At 65.3% G+C, this 13,474-nt stretch carries 11 protein-coding genes; 3 read left to right on the top strand and 8 right to left on the bottom strand.

The genetic code is table 11. The features are described 5' to 3' along the window. Positions 1-24: 24 nt before the first annotated feature. Together IWX62_RS07355 and rsmI are read right to left on the bottom strand one after the other, a co-directional pair. Positions 25-1,506, bottom strand: coding sequence for an NAD-dependent succinate-semialdehyde dehydrogenase (locus tag IWX62_RS07355; protein WP_196840726.1), 1,482 nt, complete (start codon positions 1,504-1,506; stop codon positions 25-27). A 168-nt stretch (positions 1,507-1,674) separates the two neighbouring features. Beyond that, the gene (rsmI, locus tag IWX62_RS07360) at positions 1,675-2,553 is read right to left on the bottom strand and encodes a 16S rRNA (cytidine(1402)-2'-O)-methyltransferase (RefSeq protein WP_196840916.1); all 879 of its coding nucleotides are present in this window, start codon (positions 2,551-2,553) and stop codon (positions 1,675-1,677) included. Between the two features lie 148 nt (positions 2,554-2,701). Here rsmI and IWX62_RS07365 point away from each other — a divergent pair, with 148 nt between their 5' ends. Together IWX62_RS07365 and IWX62_RS07370 are read left to right on the top strand one after the other, a co-directional pair. After that, positions 2,702-4,351 carry a dolichyl-phosphate-mannose--protein mannosyltransferase gene (locus IWX62_RS07365; protein WP_442859245.1) on the top strand — a complete coding sequence of 550 codons (1,650 nt, stop codon included), beginning with the start codon at positions 2,702-2,704 and terminating at the stop codon, positions 4,349-4,351. 47 nt (positions 4,352-4,398) lie between these two features. Next, positions 4,399-6,228 carry an AMP-dependent synthetase/ligase gene (locus IWX62_RS07370; RefSeq protein WP_196840727.1) on the top strand — a complete coding sequence of 610 codons (1,830 nt, stop codon included), beginning with the start codon at positions 4,399-4,401 and terminating at the stop codon, positions 6,226-6,228. A 76-nt stretch (positions 6,229-6,304) separates the two neighbouring features. Here the strand turns inward: IWX62_RS07370 and IWX62_RS07375 are convergent, their stop codons facing one another. Then, positions 6,305-7,840, bottom strand: a complete 1,536-nt coding sequence (locus IWX62_RS07375; protein WP_333483270.1) for a TIGR01906 family membrane protein — start codon at positions 7,838-7,840, stop codon at positions 6,305-6,307. Positions 7,841-7,969: 129 nt separating this feature from the next. Beyond that, complete coding sequence (locus IWX62_RS07380; protein WP_196840728.1) at positions 7,970-8,962, bottom strand: stage II sporulation protein M; 993 nt, start codon at positions 8,960-8,962, stop codon at positions 7,970-7,972. A 79-nt stretch (positions 8,963-9,041) separates the two neighbouring features. On the opposite strand from IWX62_RS07380, the gene IWX62_RS07385 reads away from it, so the two are divergent. Then, the gene (locus IWX62_RS07385) at positions 9,042-9,845 is read left to right on the top strand and encodes an RDD family protein (protein ID WP_196840729.1); all 804 of its coding nucleotides are present in this window, start codon (positions 9,042-9,044) and stop codon (positions 9,843-9,845) included. 33 nt (positions 9,846-9,878) lie between these two features. On the opposite strand, the gene IWX62_RS07390 is transcribed toward IWX62_RS07385, so the two are convergent. From IWX62_RS07390 to IWX62_RS07405, 4 genes are all read right to left on the bottom strand, one after another. Next, on the bottom strand, positions 9,879-11,126 hold the full coding sequence (locus IWX62_RS07390; protein ID WP_196840730.1) for a L,D-transpeptidase: 1,248 nt from the start codon (positions 11,124-11,126) through the stop codon (positions 9,879-9,881). Between the two features lie 130 nt (positions 11,127-11,256). Beyond that, positions 11,257-12,747 carry an adenosylhomocysteinase gene (ahcY, locus tag IWX62_RS07395; protein ID WP_196840731.1) on the bottom strand — a complete coding sequence of 497 codons (1,491 nt, stop codon included), beginning with the start codon at positions 12,745-12,747 and terminating at the stop codon, positions 11,257-11,259. A gap of 39 nt (positions 12,748-12,786) precedes the next feature. Further along, positions 12,787-13,011: a Trm112 family protein gene (locus tag IWX62_RS07400; protein WP_196840732.1), complete on the bottom strand. Its 225-nt coding sequence runs from the start codon at positions 13,009-13,011 to the stop codon at positions 12,787-12,789. A gap of 67 nt (positions 13,012-13,078) precedes the next feature. Further along, positions 13,079-13,462 carry a DUF3499 domain-containing protein gene (locus tag IWX62_RS07405; RefSeq protein ID WP_196840733.1) on the bottom strand — a complete coding sequence of 128 codons (384 nt, stop codon included), beginning with the start codon at positions 13,460-13,462 and terminating at the stop codon, positions 13,079-13,081. Positions 13,463-13,474: the final 12 nt, after the last annotated feature.

A 13,474-nucleotide genomic window follows, 5' to 3' on the forward strand; every position in this document is an offset into this window, starting at 1 on the left:
GCGGTTCGCCGGACCCGGTGAACCCTAGGAAGCGGTCGGGTCGGCGATCCCGACGTACTGGGTGTAGAGGTACTCCTCAATTCCCTCCGAACCGCCTTCACGGCCGAGCCCCGACTGCTTGACCCCGCCAAACGGAGCCGCGGCGTTGGATACCACGCCAGCGTTCAAGCCCATCATGCCCACGTCCAGGCGTTCGCCGATCCGCAGGCCCCGGTTGAGGTCCCGGGTGAAAACGTAGGCGACCAGCCCGTACTCGGTGTCGTTGGCCAGCCGGACTGCCTCGTCCTCGGTGTCGAAGGTGATGATCGGCGCGACCGGCCCGAAGATCTCCTCCTGCAGGATCCGCGCCCCGGGGGCGACGTCGGTGAGGACCGTTGCCTGGTAGAAGTAGCCGGGGCCAGCCACCGGCTCCCCTCCCACGACCACTGTTGCGCCGCCGTCGACCGCTGACGTGACCAGTTCGTGAACCTTGGTGCGGCTCTTCTCATCGATCAGCGGGCCGAGGGTTGACCCATCCTCGGTGCCGCGGCTCGTTTCCAGGGTCTTCATCTTCGCTGCGAATTTTTCGGCGAACTCCCCGGCGACCGATTCGTGGATGATGAACCGGTTGGCCGCGGTGCAGGCCTCCCCCATGTTGCGGAGCTTAGCGAGCATGGCTCCGGCCACCGCGGCGTCGATGTCAGCGTCGGCGAACACGACGAACGGCGCGTTGCCGCCAAGTTCCATTGACGTCCGTAGCACGTTCTTGGCTGCCGCGGCCAGAAGGTTGCGGCCCACCGGCGTCGACCCGGTGAAGGACAGCTTGCGCAGACGCGGGTCCTCGATGAGGGGCCCGGTTACGCCCTGGGCGTCGGAGGTGTGAACGACATTCAGCACGCCGGCGGGCAGGCCAGCCTCCTCCAGCACGGCGGCGAACAACGACGACGTCAGCGGCGTCAGGTTTGCTGGCTTGAGAACCATGGTGCAGCCAGCGGCGATGGCTGGGGCGATCTTGCGCGTCGCCATGGCCAGCGGGAAGTTCCACGGAGTGATCAGCAGGCAGGGACCAACCGGCTTCTTGTTGACCAGGATGCGGGTCTTGCCATCGGGAGAGGTGGAGTACCGGCCCGTGGCGCGGACCGCTTCTTCGGAGAACCAGCGCAGGAATTCGGCGCCGTAGGTCACTTCACCGCGAGCCTCAGCGAGTGGCTTGCCCATTTCCATGGTCATCAGCAGCGCGAAGTCCTCGGCGCGGGCGGTCACCAGCTCGAAGGCACGCCGCAGGATTTCGCCCCGCTCCCGCGGGGAGGTCCGCGCCCAGCTGTCCTGCGCGGCTGCTGCGGCGTCGAGCGCGGCCATCCCGTCGGCGGGGCTCGCGTCGGCGATCGTCAGCAGCGTTTTGCCGGTCGCCGGATCCTCGATGTCGAAGGTCTTCCCCGTGGAGGCGTCCTGCCAGTGTCCGCCGATCAGTAGCCCGGTGGGAACCTGGGCCAAAAGTTCCTGTTCACGCTGGGTGGTAACTGCCATAGTCGGTGCCTCCAAGAGGTTCTGCGGGATGGGATAGGTCAATGCGGCGCTGGCCGCCCAGCACCACGCTAGACCCGCGGTTGGAGGACTGTCCATGCCAGGCTGCACGGCGCCACCCGCCGGACGCTGTCCGGGTGCACAATTCCGGCGCGCCGTGGGGGCGGTGTGTCAGCGGGCAGCGATGACCGCGGCGTAGAGCTCCCGCTTGCTGATCCGCGATTCTTCAGCGACAGCGGCTACCGCGTCTTTCAGCCGGATGCCGCTGTCGACGAGGGCGGCGACCGCCGCCACCCGGTCCTCCGGTTTGGCTGGTTCTGCGGCTGGCGCGCCGCCGACGACGACGGCGATCTCGCCCCTCACCTCGGTGGTTTCAGCCCACTCCAGGAGTTCAGCGAGTGGTCCCCTGAGCACCTGCTCATACCGTTTGGTCAATTCCCGGGCCACGGCAGCCGGCCGGTCCGATCCGAACTCCTGGTGCAGCGAGCGCAGCATCACCTCTAGCCGGTGCGGGGCCTCGAAGAACACCATCGTGCGTCGCTCTGCTGCCAGTTCGCTGAGCCGGGAGTTCCGCTCACCCGTTTTGCGGGGCAGGAAGCCTTCGAAACAGAATCTATCGGTCGGAAGCCCTGACAGGGCCAGCGCGGTCAGGACCGCTGATGGTCCAGGTGCCATGGTGACGTCGACGCCACCGGCGATCGCCGCCTCGACCAGCCGGTAGCCCGGGTCGGAAACGGACGGCATCCCGGCATCGGTGACCATCAGGAGGGTTTTGCCGCCTTTCACCTGCTCCAGCAGCTCGGCGGTCCTTGTTGCCTCATTGTGTTCGTGGTAACTGACGATCCGACCCTGCACCCTGATCTCCAGCGCCCTCAGGAGCCGTTGCAACCGACGGGTGTCTTCGGCCGCCACCAGGTCAGCGGTTTGCAGCAGCGACACCAGCCGGGCCGATGCGTCAGCTGCGTTGCCGATCGGGGTTGCGGCGAGGACAATCCGCCCGCCGTCGGGACTCCCCTGGGCGGCGCCGTCGGCGGCTGTCTCGAACTCCAGGTCCGAGCCGTCGTCGTCGAGTTCCAGGTGGGACCCGTCGTCGTTGCTATCGTCGTCAAAGTCCGCGTCGTTCCCAGTGGTGTTCACCTTCCCAGCGTAGCCCCGCTGCACCCCGGCGCGGTCATGCACTGGCGGTACCATAAGCAGGGTGAGCCATACCGCCGTTTCCCCGCCGCCCGCCGCCGGGGCCCCGGCGGCGCATGGCTGGGTGTACACCCCGCGCACCGCGTTCGACGCCGTGGTGCTGCGCCGTCGTCTACTCGGGGAGCGCTTCCCCCTGGGTATCCTCGCCTGGCTGCTGCCGGTCGCCATGATGGTGATCGGCGGAGTGCTCCGATTTGTCAGGCTGGGCGAACCGGACACTCTCGTCTTCGACGAGACCTATTACGTGAAGGACGCGTATTCGTACCTGCTGTCCGGCTACGAGCGGGAGTGGCCGGAGGAACCGGATGCCGACTTCAACAGTGGCAACACGGGGGTCATCCTGGGCACTCCCGACTATGTGGTGCATCCACCGGTGGGTAAATGGATGATTGCCCTGGGGATGCTGGTCTTTGGCTCGGACAACGCTTTCGGCTGGCGATTCTCGGCCGCCCTGGTCGGGACCCTGTCGATCCTGCTGATTGCCCTGATCGCGCAGCGACTGTTTGGTTCCCCCATCCTTGGCGCAGCGGCCGGGCTGCTGACCGCCGTTGACGGTCACCATCTGGTCCACTCGCGCACCTCGTTGCTCGACGTGTTCCTGATGTTCTGGATCGTGGTGGCGTTCGGCGCGATGCTGCTGGATCGGGACCGGGCCAGGCGACAACTCGCGTTGAAGCTCTCAGCCCTTGCCGCGCTGGCCCCCGGCGGGGCCAGGCCGTCGGCAGCCGATCTGCTCTACGGACCGTGGCTCGGGTTCCGACCGTGGCGGATCGTCGCAGGGATCAGCCTCGGTTTGGCGTTGGGCACCAAGTGGTCGGCAATCCCCTATATTGCCCTGTTCGGCCTGATGACTGTGCTGTGGGACATGAACGCCCGGCGGGTTGTCGGGGTGCAGCGCTGGATCACCGGGGCTGTCCTGCGGGACGGGCTGCAGGTCTTCGTGACAGTGGTTCCCCTCGCTGCGGTGACTTACCTGGCGACGTGGACCGGCTGGTTCCTTTCCTCCGACGCGTATAACCGGCAGTGGGCCGTCGACCATCCCGCCCCGGCGTGGGAGTGGCTCCCGGCGTCGGTCAGATCACTGGCCGACTATCACCGGGCCGCCTACTCCTTCCACGAAGGCCTCGGCTCGGAACATCCCTACGAATCAACGCCCTGGTCGTGGTTGGTGATGGGCCGCCCGGTGTCCTTCTACTACAAGGGCGAGTTGGGAGCCGACCAGGGCTGCGCCGTTGACGCCTGCTCCCGGGCCGTCACCTCGGTCGGCAACCCGCTGATCTGGTGGTCGGCCGCGATCGCCCTCCTCGTGTTGGTGTTCTTCTGGGTGGGACGCCGGGACTGGCGTGCCGGGGCGATCCTGGGCGGGGTCGCCGCAGGATATCTGCCCTGGTTCCTGTACCCCGAACGCACCACCTTCTTCTTCTACGCGATCGCTTTCCAGCCCTTCCTGATCCTGGCCCTCGTCTACTGTCTGGGCCTGGTGCTGGGCCGCTCCTTCCATCCTGCGCGGCGGCGGCGTCTTGGCCTGATTCTGGTGGGTGTCTTCGTCGCCGCGGCAGTGCTGCTCTCCGCGTATTTCCTTCCGGTCTGGACGGCCGAGCTGATCCCCTACGACCAGTGGCGGCTCCGCATGTGGATGCCCAGCTGGATCTGACCCCGCGTCACGTGACGCACCATACCGAGAAGTGAGAACCTGTCTCTATGCGTGAATCAACCACCGAGCTGCTTGTGAATCTGCCATCGGACACCAACGTCACTGACCTCTTGCTGGAGCAGCACCAAAGATCGCCGGGCGGAGCGCTCTATGCGGTGAAGCGGGCGGGCGAATGGCAGGACATTACCGCTGCCGAGTTCCTCGAGCAGGTGCGGGCCCTGGCCAAGGGCTTGATCGCGCGGGGCGTGAAGCCGGGAGACGCCGTCGCCGTCATGTCCAAGACCCGGTATGAGTGGACCCTGACCGACCTGGCAATCTGGTTTGCCGGTGGCGTGACGGTACCCATCTACGAGACTTCCTCGGCCACCCAGGTCACCTGGATTCTTGAGGACTCGCAGGCGGGCCTCATCTTTGTCGAGGACGAAGCCAAGGCCGAAGTGGTTGAGCGTGCGTTGGGCGGCGCCGATACCGACAATCGGCTGTACCTCATGAACTACGACGACGGCGGCGACACGTTCGCTGCCCTCGTGTCCGAGGGGTCGGCGATTGAGGATCGTGACCTTGAGGCAGCGCGTGCCAGCAGATCACTCGACGACGTCGCGTCCCTGGTCTACACCTCGGGCACTACGGGACCTCCCAAGGGATGCGAAATCACCCACGGCAACTTCGCTCTCTTCGCCGTCAACACTCTTGAGTTTCTGCCGGAGCTGCTCCGGGAGAAGAACGCCCGGACTCTCATGTTCCTCCCGCTGGCGCACGTCCTGGCCCGCGCGGTCCAGGTGGTGTGCCTTGCTGGCGGGGTCAAGCTGGGGCACACATCCAACGCCGCAGACCTGCTGGCGGACCTGACCACGTACCGGCCCACCTTCCTCCTGGTGGTGCCACGCATCTTCGAGAAGATCTATGCGACGGCCGAGCAGAAAGCCAGGGACGCTGGCAAGGGCCGCCTTTTTGAACTCGGGTCGGCGACTGCTGTCGCCTACTCCCGGGCCCTCGACGCGGACGCCCGTGGAGGCAAGGGTCCCGGAGCCCTTCTCCGGGCCCGGCAGGCCGTCTTCAACAAGCTGCTCTACCCGAAACTGCGGGCCGTTTTCGGCGGCGAGGTGACCTACACGGTGTCCGGCGCGAGCCCCTTGAGCGAGCACCTCGCCCACTTCTTCCGCGGCGCGGGGATCCAGGTCCAGGAAGGCTACGGCCTGACCGAAAGCACTGCACCCTGCACCGCCAACACCGTTGCCTTGACGCGGGTCGGTAGCGTGGGGATCCCCATGCCGGGTACCAGCATCAGGGTGGACACGGACGGCGAGGTGCAGATCAAGGGTGTCGGCGTGTTCAAGGGGTATCACAACAACGATCAAGCCAATCGTGAGGCCTTCACCGCTGACGGGTACTTCCGCACGGGTGATCTCGGTTCACTGGATGAGGATGGCTTCCTGACCATCACCGGCCGTAAGAAAGACCTCCTCGTGACCGCGGCCGGGAAGAATGTCGCTCCGGCGCCTCTTGAGGAGAAACTCCGGGAGCACCGCCTCGTGGCCCATGCAGTGGTGGTTGGCGACGGGAAGCCGTTTATCGGCGCCTTCCTCACCCTTGATCCCGAAGCGGTGGCGTCCTGGGGAGCCGAGACCGGCCTGGTGGGGATGACCGTCGCTGAAGCGGCGGGCCACGCCGGGGTGCGGGCTGAGCTGCAGGCAGCCGTCGACGACGCGAACTCACACGTGTCCGCCGCGGAACAGATCCGTAAGTTCTCCGTGCTCAACCAGGACTTCGGCCCCGACTCCGGGTACCTCACCCCCACCCTGAAGCTCAGGCGCTCGGCAGTGGTCGCCGACCTGCACCAGGAACTCGAGGACCTCTACACCTCCCCGAGGAGTTAGATCGGGCGATCTGGAGAGGTGCCAACCCGCCAGAGCTCACGCCTCGGCGAGGGGGTTTGGGCGACGAACCCGTGGTCTAGAGGGCCAGCGAATCCAGCCGACGCTGCCGCGCTGCCTCATCGGCGAGCCGGGACTTTTCGCGACGGCCCTTGGTGGGCCAGGTCAGGACCAGGGTCAGGACGGTGACGACGACGACGAGCGCAGCAACGGTAATCGCGGCATCAGTCCAGAACTGCTCGGGGAAGAGCCGGATCAGGGTGTCGTCGGCGCGGAAGGTCCAGGTGCCGTCAGCGAAGAAGATGGCGTGCACCTGGGTGAAGAAGGTCTGCCAGGCGAGGATTGCCGTCACTGTCAGGCCAACCATCAGCACCAGTGTTGTGAGGGCTCCCGCGAACATTGCCCTCCGGACTCCACCGGGATAGGTGCGGGCGAGGTGCCAGCAGGCGGCAAGGGTAAAGACCAGCATCGCCAGCGCGACGGCGAAGCTGATCACCAGGACCAGCTTGACGTCGAGCATGTGCCCCACTTCGCTGTCCAGGAAGAGCTGGTCGCCGTCAGCGTTGACCAGGTCGCCCAGATAGCGGGGTGACGCCCAGTTGAGGATGTAGTCGACCGTGTAGGACCCGTAGGTCATCCGGTCGTCTGTGCTGAACCCGAAGCTGTCGGCCGGGAACCCTGGGCGGTGGTATTCGACCCAGAGGAAGAGAGGTGACGTGACTGCCCGGATTGCCGCAGCGAGCAACATGATGGGGAAGAAGACCGCGATGAGCACCTGGAAGACCCGCGCCGCGACAGGCTTCCCCGTGAACGCTTCATCCCGTTCCGCGGCCCGCCGGTTCACCTCGGCCTCGGACGGTCGCGCTGACAAAGCCGCGGTATCGGGGGCAGGATCGTTCGACGAAGAGGATCCCTGAGGCTCGTCTGCCACTCGACGGCCAGATCCCGGGCTGGAACTGGTAGCGGCCATGCCGCCAGCAGCAGCTGCGGCAGGGGCAGCAGCCCCTGGACCCGCGGTGGTCTGGTAGTTCTCCGACGGATTGGACTCATTGGTATCCGTGCCCGTCGTGTCCGCGCCGGTCGTGTCCGCGGCTGCCGCCGGAGTCGCGGCGGGGGTGGGAACCGTTGCTGTCGGGTCAGCCGTCGCAAAGTCAACCGGAGCAGCAGCATCAGCCAGCTCCTCCTCGGCTGGTTCGCTCCCGGCAATTCCGGCGGGGACCCTCCCGCTGGAAGGATCGTTGCGGCGGGTCGCATCGAAGCGGCTCAGGTCCGGCATCGTGCTGGCCTTGCGCATCGGCAATGAACTCCGCTGAGCGATCGTGGGCTCGGCAGCCGGTTCCGTCGCCGACCCTGCGGTGGGCCCGGCAGCCGGTTCCGTCGCCGACCCTGCGGTGGGCCCGGCAACGGGTTCCGTCGCCGACCCTGCGGTGGGTTCCGCTGCTGGTTCCGCTGCTGGTTCCGGCGCTGGACCGGCAGCCGTCTCGGTCGCCGACCTGGCGTCGGGTTCCGCTGCCGTGTCGGTAGCGGATTCAGCCGGCAGGCGGGCGGCGCCGGAGCTCGTCTCCTCGGCTGGTGCCGCTCCCGTGCGTTGCTCGGTCTGGTCGTTCTCAGCCACTGGGTTTTCTCCTAGAAAAATTGCTCAAGTCCTTAACCTCGAGCGTACCGCCGCACTCCGGGTAACCGACGGAGGCCGGTCCGACGTCGGGACGGCGAACCCGGGTGGTTCACCGGAGCGCTGGCTGGATCACGCGGTTCGCGTTGTTTCACCCCGGTCAACACTGGAGAGATCCCCCGTGTATCCGGCGTTGACCGCCCGGCGCCCCAGCAGCAGGGTATAGGCCCAGTAGGCGGCGAACACGAGGAACCCAATGCCGATCCGCAACCCGGCCGGCAGCGGGCTGGGCGTCACGAACCCTTCCACCAGCCCCGAGATGAACAGCACCAGCACCAGTCCCAGCGCCACGGTGATCAACGACCGCCCCTCCTCAGCTAGCGCGTTCGCGCGCGTCCGGGCACCAGGGGACACCCAGGCCCAAAAGAGTCTCAGCCCGGCTGCGGCAGCAATGAAGATGGCGGTCAGCTCCATGAAACCGTGCGGCAGGATGTAGATGAAGAAGGTGTCGAGTTCGCCATAGGCGGCCATCGTTCCGCCGGCCATGCCGATGCCCTGCGCGTTCTGGTACAGGATCCAGGGCGCCCAGATACCGGTGACGCCAAAGGCGACGGCCTGCAACGCAATCCAGGCGTTGTTTGTCCAGACCAGGCCCGCGAAAGACGCCGCAGGATTCTCGAAGTAGTAGTTGACGAAATCTTCCTGAACATACTGCTCAGCGAACTCGTCCCCGCCCATCGCAGCAATCACGCCGGGGGTCCCCGCCACCCACGCCCCGTACAGCCAGGCAACCCCCATGAACAGGACAGCGACGACGACCGTCAGCCAACGCACCCGGTAGAAAGCCGCCGGTAGCGAGATGACGAAGAATCCTGCCACGTCCTCCATGAAGTTGGAACGTGCGCCAGTAAACCGGGTCCGGGCCCTGGATAACCGCATCGACAGAGCACCGGACAGCGCACTTTCCGGTGCTATCGACCGGATCATCGATAAGTGGGTGGACGTGCGCTGATACAGGACCAGCAATTCGTCGGCCTCGGGGCCGGAGAGCTTTCGGCGCCGCACCAGCTCATCGAGCCGCTCCCAGTCCGGGCGGTTCACCTCAACGAATGCATCGACGTCCACCCGTTCAGCTTAGCCCGGCGGTGGCCGATAAGCTTCAGGGGCGGGCTCCCCCGGGTCTGTTCGATCAAGGAGATGTGCAATGAGTTCGGTTGTGACAGGTGAGGCGGTCGTCCTTGAGCTGCGGCCGGCATCGTTCGGTGCCCGCAGCATCAGCCTCCTCATCGACATCGTTGCCCAGGTGATCCTGGTTCTGGCGATCATCCTGACGGTCAGTGGCACCCTCGCTGGGTCGCTGGACCCGGCGCTCAGCCAGGCGCTGGTGCTGGTCCTGCTGATTCTGGTGGTGCTGGTGGTCCCGGTGACAGTGGAGACGCTCACCCGCGGCAGGTCCCTGGGGCGCCTGGTGATGGGCCTGCGGATTGTGCGCGACGACGGCGGTGCGATCCGCTTCCGGCATGCCTTTATCCGCGGGATGCTGGGGGTCCTCGAAATCTACCTGCTCGTAGGGTCGCTGGCCTTCCTGGTGGCGGTGTTCAACGAAAAGTCCAAACGGTTGGGGGACCTGCTGGCGGGAACCTATTCCATGCATGAGCGGGTGGTGGAGAAGCCCCGCACTCTGGCTGTTACTCCCCCGCACCTTGCACCCTGGCTGGAGACCGCCGACCTGCTGCAACTCCCGGATCCCCTGGCCCGCCGGGTGGCTGCCTTCATTGGCCAGGCGCCCCGCCTGACCCCGGTGGCCCGCGGGACGCTGGCTACGGAGCTGGCAACCGAGGTGTCGGCCTTCGTGGCTCCAGCTCCACCACCTGGGACCCACCCGGAAGACTTCCTGAATGCTGTCCTGGCCCGGCGGCGTGAGCGGGATCTGGGACGGCTTACCCGTCAGCGGGAGCGCACCGCCAAGAGCGCCGAACGGCTCCACCGGCTCCCGTTCAATCAGTGACGTCCCGGCACCCCTGGCGGGACCAGGGCCCGGCTACTGGTTGCTGTACTCGTTCCAGGGAGTGTTCCAGTCGCCGAAGCCATCCCAGATGAACATGGGACCGTACCCGGTGTTCTTGATCTCGACGACGTCGCCCGGGCCGAAGGTGTCATAGAAGTACTTGGCGCCCTCCGGGGACATCCCGATACAGCCGTGGGACACGTTGAAGTTACCCAACGCCACCTGGGCGGCGGGCAACGCCTCGTGGACAAAAGCGCCGCCGTTGGAGATGCGGCTCGCGTTCTTCACCACGGTGGGCTCATAGTAGGCATCGTCGCCTGGCTGGAGACCAATCGACTCGGCGGTGAACTTGGTGGATTCGTACTGCTCCATCACCACGTGATAGCCGATCGTTGATGGCCACTCCTCGGTCCCCAGGGTGATCGGGAAGCTTCGGGTGAGGGCCCCGTCAATGTAGACGTCCATCATCTTGGTGTCGTTGTCGACGACGGCCAACCGGGTGTTGTGGGTATTGATCACCATTTCGTCGTCGAAGTTGCCGATCATCTGGTTGCCATAGTCCACCCCGAACAACTGCATATCGACGGTGATGGTGCTGTTCGGTGCCCAGAACTCCTCGGCACGGTAGCGCACCTTCGTGTCGCTGAGCCAGTGGAACGCTCCGACCTGGCCGCTGGAGCTGGTAATCGTGATCGCCGACTCCACCTCGTCGCGGTTGATCACCGGTTCACTGAAATTGATCTCGATGGGCTGACCGGTCCCCACCGTTGACCCCTCCAACGGATACATGGCCGCGTCGGCCTCATTGGCTGGCATCACCGTGGAGAAACTCTGCGATTCAGTGGCGGTGTTACCGTCGGCGTCGGCCAGGACGAATTCAAAGGTGTATTCGGTGGCGAACTCCAGCCGTTCGGTGGCTGTCCACACGGAGTCACCCTCGCTGAGTGTTCCCTCGACGGGTTCGCCACCGTCGGCAGCGCGCAGGGTGACGCTCTCGATCACCGCATCGTCGGCACGAACCTCGGGGACCGTCACGGGGTTCACCATTTCGGCGTCGTCAGCCGGACTTGCCCCGAAGTCAAAGGAGGGAGCGACGGTGGGAGAGGGTGTTGCGGACGGGGTCGAGGACTCCGTCGCCGCAGCGGAGGGCGATGATGTTGCTGCGGGCACGTCCCCGGGCCCGGCCCAGTTCGGTGCGATGGCGACCGCCGCCCCGGCCGCTATCAGGACAGCGGCAACCGCTACCCCACCAACAACCCAGCCTTTTAGGCTTTTACTCATGCCCTGCTGACTTTCCATCTGCCGTGCCCACATCCTGCCGAGAAAAAAATAGCCGCCCCACAACCGATATTACGTTGTGGGGCGGCCAGTGAGGTTCACTTCGACGTGGCGGCCACGTCGATCGGGGTGTCTAGTACCGGTAGTGATCGGACTTGTAGGGACCCGACGCCTCGATGTCCAGGTACTCTGCCTGGCTCTTGGTGAGCTCGGTGAGTTCGACGCCGATCGCGTCGAGGTGCAGCCGGGCCACCTTCTCGTCGAGAATTTTCGGCAGGACGTACACCTCGTTGGCGTACTCACGGTTTCCATCAAGATCGTTCTGCATCCACTTGGTGAACAGCTCGATCTGGGCGATGGTTTGGTTGGCGAACGAGTTGCTCATCACGAAGGACGGGTGTCCTGTGGCGTTGCCCAGGTTCAGCAGCCGGCCCTCGGACAGCATGATGATCGAGTGCTCGGCGGCACCGGTTGACTCGTCGGCGGCAAAGACCCATTCGTGAACCTGAGGCTTGATTTCCACCTTGCTGATTCCCGGCGTCTTCGCCAGGCCGGCAATGTCGATTTCGTTGTCGAAGTGGCCGATGTTGCCGACGATGGCCTGGTGCTTCATCCCGGCCATGTGGTGCGCCATGATGACGTCCTTGTTGCCGGTGGTGGTGATGAAGATGTCGCCCTGCGCAAGGACCGTTTCGAGACGGGCAACCTGGTACCCGTCCATGGCAGCCTGCAGTGCACAGATCGGATCGATCTCGGTGACGATAACGCGCCCACCCTGGCCACGCAGCGCCTCGGCAGCACCCTTGCCGACGTCGCCGTAGCCGCACACGACCACCACTTTGCCCCCGATGAGGACGTCGGTTGCCCGGTTGAGGCCGTCAGGCAGGGAGTGCCGGATACCGTATTTGTTGTCGAACTTGGACTTGGTCACTGAGTCGTTGACGTTGATGGCCGGGAACAACAGCTTGCCCTGCTGCGCCAGCTGGTAGAGCCGCATGACACCGGTGGTCGTCTCTTCGGTGACACCCTTGATGTCCTTGGCGATCCGGGTCCACTTCTGGGGATCCTCGGCGAGGGTGCCGCGCAGGACATCGAGGACCACTGAGAACTCATGCGAGTAATCGATGTCGTCTTCGGTGGGTCCGGCAGGCACGGCGCCGGCCGCTTCGAATTCCACTCCCTTATGTACCAGGAGGGTGGCGTCACCGCCGTCGTCAAGGATCATGTTCGGTCCCTGCTCGCCCGGCCAGCTCAGGATCTGGGTGGTGGTCCACCAGTATTCCTCGAGGGTCTCGTTCTTCCACGCGAAAACGGGAACGCCGGCGGGCTGTTCCGCAGTGCCTGATCCGACCACCATGGCGGCTGCGGCTTCATCCTGGGTGGAAAAGATGTTGCAGGACGCCCAGCGCACCTCGGCTCCGAGAGCGGTGAGGGTTTCGATCAGCACCGCGGTCTGGACCGTCATGTGCAGGGATCCGGCGATGCGTGCGCCCTTGAGGGGCTGGCTGGCGCCAAATTCCTGGCGCAGCTTCATCAGGCCGGGCATTTCGTGTTCTGCCAGCCGGATCTGGTGGCGTCCCGCTTCGGCGAGGGAAAGGTCGGCAACTTTGAAGTCAAAGGTCATGGTGTGGCGCATTCCTGTTCGTTGGTGCTGCACTGGTGACTAGTTAGCGGCTGGCCCATCGTGCTCGTCGGATCCGGCCTCGGTGGCTGCTACAAGTAGTTCGGGGCGGAGAAGCACGGGGATGCCTTCATCGATGCTGTATCGCACCGGACTTCCTGTGCTGTCGGTCACTGAGGAGACCAGAAATTCTCCTTCGTGAACCAGCGTTGAGCCGGTGACGGGGCAGCGGAGCACAGCGAGCAGATCGGGCGATAAAGGGCTCATGATCCAAGCTTATCGCGGGCGCGGGTGCTGACAGAACTGCAGTTTGCTCCGCGGCAGGGTGGGGTGCCTATTGTTCGCGGAGGATCCGCAGGTGCCCTCTGCGAACACCACCGGTGTTCGCGGGTGGCTCGAGTGACCCTTTGCTGCCCCGCACTGCCGGCCCGGTGTCCTGGCTCCGGTCGGTGGCTGCTTCACGGACCGCATTGACCAAGGCGACAAGGTCGTCGGGATGCGGCTCCGCCGGCGTCGACGGCAGAGCCAGCCGCACCACTTCCCACCCTCGCGGCACGGTCAGCCGCTCAGCGTGGGTGGTACACAGATCGTAACAATGGGGTTCCGCGTAGGTGGCCAGTGGGCCGAGCACTGCAGTGGAATCGGAGTACACGAAGGTGAGTGTCGCGACGGCGGCACGCTGACAGGCTGAGCGTGAACAAGTTCGAAGGGATCCCACGACTGATCACCC

This window comes from Arthrobacter sp. CAN_A1, from assembly GCF_015751665.1.
In the GTDB taxonomy this organism is placed as follows: Bacteria; Actinomycetota; Actinomycetes; order Actinomycetales; family Micrococcaceae; genus Arthrobacter_D.

What these genes read in the sequence shown, in the direction of transcription:
- ahcY (WP_196840731.1), bottom strand. Translation starts at nt 12,747, where the DNA reads ATGACCTTTGACTTCAAAGTTGCCGACCTTTCCCTCGCCGAAGCGGGA.
- IWX62_RS07385 (WP_196840729.1), top strand. Translation starts at nt 9,042, where the DNA reads ATGAGTTCGGTTGTGACAGGTGAGGCGGTCGTCCTTGAGCTGCGGCCG.
- IWX62_RS07390 (WP_196840730.1), bottom strand. Translation starts at nt 11,126, where the DNA reads ATGAGTAAAAGCCTAAAAGGCTGGGTTGTTGGTGGGGTAGCGGTTGCC.
- IWX62_RS07355 (WP_196840726.1), bottom strand. Translation starts at nt 1,506, where the DNA reads ATGGCAGTTACCACCCAGCGTGAACAGGAACTTTTGGCCCAGGTTCCC.
- IWX62_RS07400 (WP_196840732.1), bottom strand. Translation starts at nt 13,011, where the DNA reads ATGAGCCCTTTATCGCCCGATCTGCTCGCTGTGCTCCGCTGCCCCGTC.
- IWX62_RS07370 (WP_196840727.1), top strand. Translation starts at nt 4,399, where the DNA reads ATGCGTGAATCAACCACCGAGCTGCTTGTGAATCTGCCATCGGACACC.